General features: G+C 55.8%; 10 protein-coding genes. 8 read left to right on the forward strand and 2 right to left on the reverse strand.

Going from position 1 to position 10,703, the window contains the following annotated elements; all coding sequences use genetic code 11:
* Positions 1 to 3: 3 nt before the first annotated feature.
* Positions 4 to 861, reverse strand: a complete 858-nt coding sequence (locus tag EGT74_RS12770; protein WP_123846980.1) for a pirin family protein — start codon at positions 859 to 861, stop codon at positions 4 to 6.
* Positions 862 to 1,161: 300 nt separating this feature from the next.
* Between EGT74_RS12770 and EGT74_RS12775 the strand changes: the two genes are divergently transcribed.
* Positions 1,162 to 1,383, forward strand: a complete 222-nt coding sequence (locus EGT74_RS12775) for a hypothetical protein (protein WP_123846981.1) — start codon at positions 1,162 to 1,164, stop codon at positions 1,381 to 1,383.
* A 31-nt stretch (positions 1,384 to 1,414) separates the two neighbouring features.
* Here EGT74_RS12775 and EGT74_RS12780 read toward each other — a convergent pair whose 3' ends face one another.
* Positions 1,415 to 3,397 (reverse strand): discoidin domain-containing protein, encoded by a 1,983-nt coding sequence (locus tag EGT74_RS12780; protein ID WP_123846982.1) that lies wholly within the window; start codon positions 3,395 to 3,397, stop codon positions 1,415 to 1,417.
* Between the two features lie 108 nt (positions 3,398 to 3,505).
* Here EGT74_RS12780 and EGT74_RS12785 point away from each other — a divergent pair, with 108 nt between their 5' ends.
* From EGT74_RS12785 to EGT74_RS12810, 7 genes are all read left to right on the forward strand, one after another.
* Entirely contained in the window at positions 3,506 to 4,276 is a 771-nt protein-coding gene (locus EGT74_RS12785; protein WP_123846983.1) for a penicillin-binding transpeptidase domain-containing protein, read from the forward strand.
* Positions 4,225 to 4,545 (forward strand): sigma factor, encoded by a 321-nt coding sequence (locus EGT74_RS27360; RefSeq protein WP_220392873.1) that lies wholly within the window; start codon positions 4,225 to 4,227, stop codon positions 4,543 to 4,545. Before EGT74_RS12785 ends, EGT74_RS27360 begins: the two co-directional genes overlap by 52 nt.
* On the forward strand, positions 4,512 to 5,081 hold the full coding sequence (locus EGT74_RS12790; protein WP_220392874.1) for a sigma factor-like helix-turn-helix DNA-binding protein: 570 nt from the start codon (positions 4,512 to 4,514) through the stop codon (positions 5,079 to 5,081). The genes EGT74_RS27360 and EGT74_RS12790 overlap by 34 nt, the downstream gene beginning before the upstream one ends.
* 65 nt (positions 5,082 to 5,146) lie before the next feature.
* The gene (locus EGT74_RS12795) at positions 5,147 to 5,635 is read left to right on the forward strand and encodes a carboxymuconolactone decarboxylase family protein (RefSeq protein WP_123846984.1); all 489 of its coding nucleotides are present in this window, start codon (positions 5,147 to 5,149) and stop codon (positions 5,633 to 5,635) included.
* A 142-nt stretch (positions 5,636 to 5,777) separates the two neighbouring features.
* Positions 5,778 to 8,135, forward strand: a complete 2,358-nt coding sequence (locus EGT74_RS12800; protein WP_123846985.1) for an ABC transporter permease — start codon at positions 5,778 to 5,780, stop codon at positions 8,133 to 8,135.
* Between the two features lie 204 nt (positions 8,136 to 8,339).
* Entirely contained in the window at positions 8,340 to 9,608 is a 1,269-nt protein-coding gene (locus tag EGT74_RS12805; protein ID WP_123846986.1) for a TolC family protein, read from the forward strand.
* The gene (locus EGT74_RS12810) at positions 9,605 to 10,699 is read left to right on the forward strand and encodes an efflux RND transporter periplasmic adaptor subunit (RefSeq protein WP_123846987.1); all 1,095 of its coding nucleotides are present in this window, start codon (positions 9,605 to 9,607) and stop codon (positions 10,697 to 10,699) included. The genes EGT74_RS12805 and EGT74_RS12810 overlap by 4 nt, the downstream gene beginning before the upstream one ends.
* Positions 10,700 to 10,703 lie beyond the last annotated feature (4 nt).

The raw sequence follows: 10,703 nt of genomic DNA on the forward strand, positions 1-10,703 counted from the left end.
GTTTTAGTATTCGAGGGTGCCGAATTTGCCGTCCTTATAGTCCTGGATGGCCTGTTCGACTTCTTCGGGGGTGTTCATCACAAAATTGTCTTTCGCCGCTACCGGTTCGTTCAGCGGCTCGGCGGATAAAAAGAGGATGCCGGTATTTTCAATGGCTGTGATCTCGATTTCGTCGTTGTCCTGCTCAAACACCACCAGCTGGTGCATGCGCACTTCGTCGCGGTCGTTCACCTGCGCGGCGCCTTTATAGATATATAGGAGCGCCTGGTAACCCGGCGTAGCGCCGATCTTGACGGTTTTGCCGGCCATGATGGTGCCGATGATGGCGGTGAGCGGGGTGAAGCTTTTCATGGGGCTGCTTTTCCCTTCATAGGTGCCGCTGGCGAGTCGCATCTCCACGCCGTCCTGCTCCAGCACCTCCGGCAGCTGGTGTTTCTGCGCGTTCTGGTAATAGGGGTCGTCCCATTTGTTGGCTGCCGGCACGTTCACCCATATCTGGATCATCTCCTGCACGCCACCTTTTTCCAGCAGCCTTTTGGTGGGGCCTTCGCTGTGGAGCAATCCCTTCCCGGCAAACATCCACTGAATGCCGCCCGCTTCGATATCGCCGGCATGGCCCGCACTGTCCATATGGTATCCTTCGCCCTGGATCATGAACGACACCGGTGAAAAGCCGCGGTGCGGATGGGGGTGGATACGGAGCGTGGAACCGGCCGGTATGCGTTTCGGCGGCAGGTGATGGATCACGATGAACGGGTTGGCAAATCTGAAATCCTTATGCGGAAGGGGCTGTATCACCGTTTCTTCTTCTGTGATCTTCTTCTCGCGGCCGGTGAGCACGTGTGCAATGGACTTTTTCATGTCGTCAAGGATTTAAAATACGATTGACGAATTTAAAACATTGATGCACCTAAAAAAAATAATATCTCTAAAGCCTTACCGGAAACGCGGTTATTCATGAATTCCGCCATTTTTCTGCGTTCCCTCACCGGCGCCGCTTCCGTATCGCCATCCACACGGCCCAGCCGGTAAACAAGGCGATAAACGCCACCGAAAGAATCACAGTTCCCATGCTAAGGTTGTTTTAAAAATTGCCTAAATGTAATAAAATGCCCATTCGAGGCATAATCATTGTGGTACATCTTTTAAAACAGCCATACCATGGGAATTTTTCAAATAGCCATAGCAGGAACCAATGTAAAGGTCGAACAGGAGTCCGAAGACAGCTTCATCTTGGAATTACCGGGCGGCACGCTCTTTCTTATCCGTAAACAGGACAATGAGGGTGCTACTCATTGGTTCGAAGAGGGCGCCGACAATGAAACCGGTTTTACCAAAGAATTGGGTTTGGCCATCGAAAGCCGGTTAATGAAACAGGAATGATCGTACCCCGGAATATGTAAAAACTTCCACATCAGCGCAGGTATAACCCCACCTCGCTGATGGCGGATTGCTCCTTCGCCTGTATAACGGAAATCCTGACTTTCCAGGCCGTTACGGCCGGAAAAGTATCCACTTTTTTGCTGCCGATATGACGGCCTTCACTGAGCAGCAGCCAGTCGCTGTCCGTTTGCGCCTCCACTTTATAACCGAGGATGCGCCCTTCCGCACCGGCAGGCTCGGAGAGGGTGATCGCACTGATATCCACCGGATTTTCCAGATCCAGTTCAAGAAAACTTTGCTGGTCTTTTACCGTCCATGCCGTAGCCGTTTTACCATCTACCGCCTTTTCGCCGCCGGCGTTGCCGCGGGTATTCACCGGCCGGAACTGCGCCAGGTTGAGGCCCATCACGGCATCTTTCGTCCGCGGCAGGGGCGGCAGCTTTTGTACTTTTTTACGGACGAAGTAATTGCCGTTGGGATATCCCGTGTTTTTGACCGCCTGCGGGCCTAGGCGTTCGGCCAGCTGCGCCAGGTAAAGGCTTTGCGGCGTAACGGAGCGGCCATGCGATTCAAAATGCCCTTCGGGCAGGATGGGAGAGCGGTCGAACAGCCGGGCGGTCTGCTGCCGTGTGCCGGTATTGCCGATGGCCCAGTTGGCGGCGCCCGGCGGGTTCTGGATCACATACGTGCTGGCGATGTTGTTCCAGGCAACGGCCCAGCCCATCGTCCAGCCATGGCCCGAACCGGCCACGCCGCGGTTCAGGAAGTCGATGCCGCCGTCTGGCACCGTACAGTTATCGACCAGCATGCCGGTAGACCAGCGCATGTGCGGCTGGATGCGGCTGCCATGACCCCTGAATACGCAGTTGAGCAGCACGTTGGGGCCGGGCTTCAGGCTGCCGGTCCATACGAAATACGTATTGCTGCCCGTGCTTTCGCAACGGTCGAGCAGGTTGCAGCTGCCTTCTATGCTGAAATCGGTGGGTTTGGAAGCGCCGAGATTGGGGTGGGTATGCGTCACATACACCTGCTGCATCGTAATGCGGTCCCCGCCCAGTACCGTGGTATTCATCGTTTCTTCGCAGTACACGTTTTTCACCCAACAGTCGTCACCCAGAATACGGATGCCGGAATACGGCGCGTCGCCATACGCTGTTTCGAGCGGCGGGCACTGGATATGCAGGTTTTCCACGCCGGCATCGGTGATGCGGCCGGAAGGGGCGGCGGGTTGAACGGAGGTTTTGCCGAAACGCGCATCGCATCCGTCTGCCAGTGGTACGCTGATGGTCATGCGATTACCGTTGATGGCGGTGACGGTGCTGTGCATGATGAGGGCGCTGCCGGCTTTTATCCACGTTTGCGGCTTGCCGTCGCGCACCAGGTCGTGCATGCTCATCGATCGTATCCAGGTATCGGTAACGGGTTTGCGTATCTCGATGGTCTGTCCCGTGCGGAAACCGGCGGCGTTCTCCACGTTGATGACCTGTGTGCCGGCAGGCGTGTAGGCGCCGGTGAGATAGGTGACCGGTGCGGCAGGCATGGCGACGGGCCTCTTCCCGCCATCAATCACCACCGCGGCATGTTTACCCCCTGTCATGCGGATGGTGGTGGCTTTGATGCCTGAGCCGCGCAGTACTACGCCGCTTTCGGCAATCTTCAGGGAACCGGAGCAGGTGAATACACCGGGAGCTAACACTACCGCCCCGCGGAAACCGTCCACGGGGGGTAATTTCGCTACTTCGTCCAGTGCGGCCTGGATGTTTTCGGTATCATCGGCGCCGGAAGGTTTCACCCGGCGCTTCTCCGCCACCATTGGCAGCGGTACGCCGCCTCCGCGGTAACCGGCGTAGGAAAAATCCATGATGCGGTCGCCGGCCGGCGTGGTTTTATAGGCCAGCCGGCCGTCTTTCCCGGGATATACCCAGCTGCTACGGACAGGAGAGGATTGTGCGGAAGCCGGTACATCCGGCCATAATAAACCGGCAATGAAAAATAAATGAACAGTTTTGAACATAGTGGAATTTTAAAACGGGTTTTAAAGTAAACATTTTTCCGTTCAGGCCCGGTAAAATATGATGGAAGAGATTTAATTTGTGCGGCATTCCATCAAAGCCGCATCCTCATGCTCCGTTTCCTGTTCATATTCATCTTCGGCTGTACGGTACAGACCGCCGCACAAAACTGCGACATCCCGGGCAGTACGGTCATATATGACTACGCCGCCAAAAAGTGGATCTGCACCGATTCCGCCGATGCCTGGAAACCCTCGCAGCCCGCGTCCACCTTCAAGATCATCAACCTGCTCATCGCCCTCGAAACGGGTGTGATCAAAGACGAGAACGAAGTGATCAAATGGCCGGGAAAAACGGATACCTCGCTGTACGGCTACCGCCCCGAAATCTATAAAGACATGACGGTGAAAAGAGCTTTCGAAGTATCCGCGGGATGGGCGTTTATCGAACTGTCGAAAAAAATAGGGAAGGAGCGGTACCGGCATTACCTGAAGGCCTGCCGGTATGGGAATGGCGATCTCAGCCGCAACGACCCGGATTTCTGGAACTTCGGGCCGTTTAAAATATCGCCGCGCAACCAGGTGGAATTTCTGATCAGCGTCTATGAAGAGAAATTACCGTTTTCCAAACGTAACTTTGCGATATTGAAGCGTGTCATGATCACGGAACAGACCAATGATTACACGATACGCTCCAAAACCGGCTGGACGCGCCTCGATGGTAACGATTACGGCTGGTGGACCGGCTACCTGGAGAAAAAGAACAACGTATACTTTTTCGCCACACGGCTGGTGAAAGAAAGGAAAACCCAAAACCCGGATTTCGGATCATGCAGAAAACTCGTTACCATTCAGCGGCTGAAGGAGCTGAAGGCGATGTGATCGCCCAGCTGCGGCCCTTGCTCACCACATACGCGTACAACATCACCGGCGTGCTGGAAGAGGCGCGCGACCTGGTGCAGGATGCTTATGTACGCTTCATGCAAACGGATACAAAGCGTACCTCATCCGCACGGTCATCAACCTGTCGATCAACCGCAACACCCAACGTAAAAAAACAAGTTATCCCGGCGAGTGGCTGCCGGAACCCGTCGATACCTCCCGCCCGGACAGCGGGTTGCTGGGCAAGGACGTGCTGCGCTATTCGCTGATGGTGCTGCTCGAAAAGCTGAACGCGCGGGAAAGGGCGGTGTTCATTTTGCGGGAGGCGTTCAATTACGACTACGCCGAAATCGCCGCCGCACTGGAAATCTCGGAAGCAAACGCCCGCCAGCTGCTGAGCCGCGCCAAAAAACAGCTGCACCACCATCCGCCGGCCACGGTACGGCAGCAGGACCAGGCCTTCCTCCAACGTTACCTCGAAGTCATCCACCAGGGCGATACCTCCCGCCTGGAGAAGCTGCTGCACGAAGATATCACTTCCATCTCCGACGGCGGCGGCAAGGTAGCGGCCGCGATACAACCGATACATGGCAGAAAAGCGGTACAGGCCTTCCTGCTGGGCATCTACCAGAAGTTTTATCATGCCGCCGATATCAGGGCGGTCACTATCAATCACCAGCCGGCATTGCTGTATTACTTCAACGGCCAGCTTACCACCTGCCAGGTGTTTACGGTAGACGACAACGGCATCAGCGGCGTGTACCTGATCCGCAACCCGGAGAAGCTCGCGGCGATCGCCCTGTAAAAAATCCTCCAGGGGTTGTCACAAAACGGAAATACTGTTTGTCTTTAAAGAAAAAGACTGATAGTATGACACCAAGAATTTCACCCGCCGACATACCGGCGGGGCTGATTGAAGCCATGCGCCACGTACAGGCGTACATCGATGATGCGGGCCTCGACCGCCGCCTGCTCGAACTGGTTCGCACCCGCGTATCCCAGATCAACAGCTGCGCCTATTGCCTGGATATGCACCACAAGGAAGCCCTGCACGCCGGGGAAACCATCCAGCGGCTGATCTCCGTGTCCGCCTGGAGGGAAGCGCCCTACTACAGCCCGAAAGAACAGGCCGTACTGGCTTTCGCGGAAAACCTCACCCATATGCCGGCGGAAGAACATTCCGACGACCTGCATTATGAAATGCTCCAGCACTTCAGCCGCCCGGAAATTGCCCTGTGGAGCCTCGCCGTGGCCCAGATCAATTCCTGGAACAGGCTCGTGCGCTCGTTCGGGACCGTAGCCGGCAACTACAAGGTGCCGGAAAGCAGGCCCCGCCTGGAGCCGGGAACACCGGCCTGAGGCTGTCCGTTTCCGGACAACCGGCGTTCGCCCGTGAACAGGCAGACGCCGGTTGTTTTTGGGTAAATGGGCCACCATGGCTACATTTGCTTTATGGCAACCTTCTTGCTGGCATCTGGCAGGCTTTCTAAACCAGATACACATGTTTAAACACAACCTGCTCATCATTTTCCGGAATTTCAGGCGCTTCAAAGGCTCTTTTTTCATCAACCTGGCCGGTTTATCGACCGGGCTGGCCTGTGTGCTGCTCATCTACCTCTGGGTAGACGATGAGCTGCACGTCGACAAGTTCCATCAAAATGACGAGCAGGTGTACCAGGTGATGCAGAACATGCAGCTGGCCGACCATATCGAAACGGTCGACGCTTCGCCGTTCCCGCTGGCGGAAGCATTGAAAGCCGAAATGCCGGAGGTGGAACAGACGGCCATGTGTACTAACCCGGCCTGGCTCGACAAGTTCAGTATAACGGCAGATGGCCTTACCATAAAAGCAGGCGGCATTTTCGCATCGCCCGAATTTTTCTCGGTGTTCACCTACCCGGTGCTGCAGGGAAAAATGGCGGGCAGCAATGATGTTATGGTGTCCGCGTCGCTTGCGCGGAAATTGTACAAAACGGAAAACGAAGCCATGGGCAAACCGTTCCCCTGGGAACTGGGGCGCGTAAAAGGCAATGCCCGTATTGCCGGCATTTTCAAAGATGTGCCCGCCAATTCCTCCATGCAATTCGAGCTGGTGCTTTCCGCCGGTTTCATCAAAGAATTCATGCCCAATAACCTGCATTGGGGCAATTATAATATCCTCACTTTCGCGCAGCTGCGCCCGGGTACCGATGTCGCGGCTTTCAACAAAAAAATCGCAGGCTTCATCCGCACGAAGCGGAGCGATTCCAACATCACCCTGTTCCTGAAAAAATATTCGGACGCGTATCTCTACGGCAAATACGAGAACGGCGCGGCGGTGGGCGGCAGGATCGCCTACGTGCGGCTCTTTTCCATCATCGCCGTATTCATCCTTTTGATTGCCTGCATCAACTTCATGAACCTTTCCACCGCCAAAGCTTCGCGGCGGCTGAAAGAGGTGGGCATCAAAAAGGCGCTGGGCGTCAGCCGGCGCTCGCTCATCTGGCAGCACATGTGCGAGGCGCTGATGATGACGTTCATATCGCTGTTCGTTGCCCTGCTACTGGCGGCTATGCTCACCGGGCCGTTTAACCGCATTACGGGCAAGGAACTGCACCTCGTTCCCGGCGTCAGGCTGGTTGCTTCCCTGCTCGGGATCACGCTCGTTACGGGACTGCTGGCGGGCAGTTATCCCGCCCTGTACCTGTCTCGCTTCAACCCGCTGACGGTGCTGAAAGGCCGCCTGCAAACTTCCTTCGGCGAAGTGTGGACGCGCAAGGGGCTGGTGGTGTTCCAGTTCGCGATGTCGGTGATACTCATCGTGGCCGTTACCGTGGTGTACAAACAGATCGATTTTGTGCAGACGCGGCAGCTGGGGTACGACCGAAGCAATGTGCTCTATTTCCAGCGCGACGGCAAAGCCGGCGAAAACGCGGCCGCCTTCATGGCCCGGATCAAACAATTACCCGGCGTGCAGGATGCGAGCAGCATGGAAGACATCATCGTGGGGCAGCACAGCTTTACCGAAGGCCTCGACTGGCCCGGCCGGAAAAAAGACGAGATCATCAAGTTCGAAAATGTGACGCTCAGTTTCGGGGCGATGGAAGTGCTGGGCATGCAGATGGCGGAAGGAAGGATGTTTTCCACCACTCACCCGACCGACAGCTTTGCGCTGATCCTCAATGAAGCCGGCGTAAAGGCCATCGGGCTGAAAGACCCGGTAGGCAAAACAGTGAAGCTCTGGGGCACCGAGCGCAAGGTGATCGGCGTTGTGAAAGATTTCCATTTTGAATCGTTCCATAAAGCGGTGGAGCCGGTGTTCCTGAAAATAGGCACCACCGAATGCACCAATATGCTCGTTAAAATAGCGCCCGGCAGGGAAAAACAGGCCATCGCCGGGCTGGAACGGCTTTACCGGGAGTTCAATCCGGGGTACACTTTTGAATACCGGTTCATGGATGCCTCGTACCAGTCGCTGTACGACGCGGAAAAAAGAGTGTCAGCGCTCTCCGGCTATTTCGCCGGACTGGCCATCCTCATTTCCTGCCTCGGCCTCTTCGGCCTGGCTGCCTTCACGGCGGAACGGCGCTGGAAAGAGATCGGCATCCGCAAAGTGCTGGGCGCTTCGGTGACCAATATCGTCACCATGCTGTCGGGCGACTTCATCAAACTCGTGCTGATCTCCATCGTGATCGCCTGTCCCGTTGCCTGGTACGCCATGCATACCTGGCTCAGCGGTTTCGCTTACCGGATCGACCTGCAATGGTGGATGTTCGCGCTGGCGGGGCTGGCGGCCATCTGCATAGCGCTGATGTCTGTGGGGGTACAATCCGTGAAAGCCGCGCTCATGAACCCCGTGAAAACGCTGCATGCGGATTAGCATCCTCAACTACCATGATATTTGTATTAAAGCGGTCCATGTGGCCGCTTTAATAATTTTAAGCCCTTTTTAATCCGCTTTAAAGGCCCTTTTAATACCCGGTGCGGAGCTTTGTGTTCATGAAGCCGGGCGTGAAGAAAGCCTTTGCATTCCTGTAGCGAAAACCCGGCTTCATCCGATCACGGAAAGATCAATTATTAACGGATGAAAAAGCTTGGCATTTTCTGGATTGTTTCCATCCTCCTGTCAACGAACGGCATGGCGCAGGACGCCCGCCGGCTCACTTTACCGCAGGCGGAATCGATGTTCCTGCAAAACAACTTTCTCCTGCTCGCACAGCGGTACCAGGTGAGCGCGGACGAAGCGCTCGTGCAACAGGCAAAGCTCTGGGACAATCCCTCCTTTTCTTCGACATCCGGTTTTGGCACCATCCAAAAGGTGCAGCCCTTTAATATCGGCAGCGGCGGACAATTTGAAGGCGACATCGATCAATTGATACGGCTGGCAGGCAAAAGGAACAAACAGGTACAACTGGCCCAATGGAACGCGGCAACGTCCGCCGCCGCTTTTAAAGAATTGATGCGCACCCTCCGGCTGCAGTTGCGCAGCAGCTATTACGAACTGTATTTCCTGAAAGAAACGGAAAAGGTCCTGAAGGAACAGCTCACCAATCTCCAGAAAATTCTCGACGCGTATCATTCCGCCGACTCGAGCGGCAGCGTGGCGCATGCTGACGTGATCCGCCTGCAGGCCCTGCAGATCGGCATCGCCAACGACTACACCGACCTGCGGCAGCGGGAGCTCGACGCCTCGCAAAGCCTGCAATTGCTGCTGGGCAGCGCCGGTCCGGTGGAGCCGGTGGTAGACGGCGATGTGCTCCTGCAATATAAACTGAACGGTTATACGGCCCAGGCGCTGGCGGACACTGCGCTGGCCAACCGCCCGGATCTGCTGATGGCTGATAACCAGCTGAAAATGGCCGGCGTCAACTACCGCCTCCAGAAAGCCATAGCCGTTCCCGACCTGCACCTTGGCGCCACCTACGACCGCAACGGCAGCTATGCCCCGCATTTCATCGGTCTGACCATGGGCATCGACCTGCCGCTGTGGAACCGCAACCAGGGGAACATCAAAGCCGCGGAAAATACCGTCAAAGTGCAAAGCGCCGCGCTGGAACAACAGCGCCTGAGCATCGCCGTGGAAGTGAACACGGCGTTGCGCAGGATCAGCGCCCTCGAAAAGGGCATCGAGTGGACGGACCTGAAGCAGTTCAACGGCGAATACGACAGGCTTATCGACGAGGTGGCCCGCAATTTCCGGAAAGGCAATATTTCGCTGCTGCAGTTCATCGACTACTTCAACAGCTACAGCGACCATGTGAAACATACCAACAAGTTCCTCAACGACCGCGTGCTGGCGTATGAAGAGCTGAATTACGCCACCGGCGCGCAACTTTTTAATACCGTACGATGAAACACGTCAACTACATGCTTCCGCTGATACTGGCCGCCGCGCTCACCGGCTGGAGCAGCTGCAAACAATCCCACGCGGAAGACGCCGAAGCCGCCACTTTTGTGCTGAGCGACACCATGATGGCGTCTATCCGGATAGATACCACCGTGATCAGGCCCGTGGAAAGCGAACTGCGCCTTTCCGGCAAGGTAACGCCCGATATGGGCAAGGTGCTGAAACTCTACCCGCTGGTGAGCGGTTATGTACGCAACATCAATGTGCAGCTGGGCGACTATGTGAAGAAAGGGCAGGTGCTGGCTGTGATACAGAGCGGGGAAATCGCCGATTACGACAAGCAGCTCATCCAGGCCAAAACGGATATGGTGATGGCCGAAAAGAGCCTTAAAGTGGCGCAGGACCTCTATAAAAGCCAGCTGGCCACGGAAAAGGACGTGGTGAACGCCGAAGGCGCGCTCAACAACGCCAAAGCAGAATTGGCGCGCATCAACGAAATGCTCCGGATCTACCGGAAAGGCAACGGCGCCACCTCCATCGTGACGGCGCCCATCAGCGGCTATATCATCGAAAAGAACATCAACAACGGCATGGAAATGCGCTCGGACAACAGCGCCCACATGTTCACCATTTCGGAACTGGACGATGTATGGATCATGGCGAACGTTTTCGAGACCGACATCTCGCGGGTGAAAGAAGGATACCCGGCTGAAGTGACCACCATCAGCTACCCGGACAGGGTATTCCATGGGCAGATCGACAAGGTGTACAATGTGCTAGACCCGGACACGAAGACCATGCAGGTGCGCATCCGGCTCAACAACGAGGGCATGTTGCTCAAACCCGAGATGTTCGCCACCGTGCTGCTGCGCTACCGCGAAGGCAACGAAATGATGACCATCCCGTCGTCGGCCGTGATTTTCGACAAAGGGAAAAACTTCGTGATGGTGTTCAAAGACCGTTACAATATCGAAACGAAAGAAGTGAAGGTGACCAAATCGCTCAACGAGGTATCGTATATCCAGCGTGGTTTACAGCCGGGCGATAAAGTGATATCACGGAACCAGTTACTGATCTATGACGCATTGAACGACTGACATA

It is taken from the genome of Chitinophaga lutea (assembly GCF_003813775.1).
Classification (GTDB): Bacteria; Bacteroidota; Bacteroidia; order Chitinophagales; family Chitinophagaceae; genus Chitinophaga; species Chitinophaga lutea.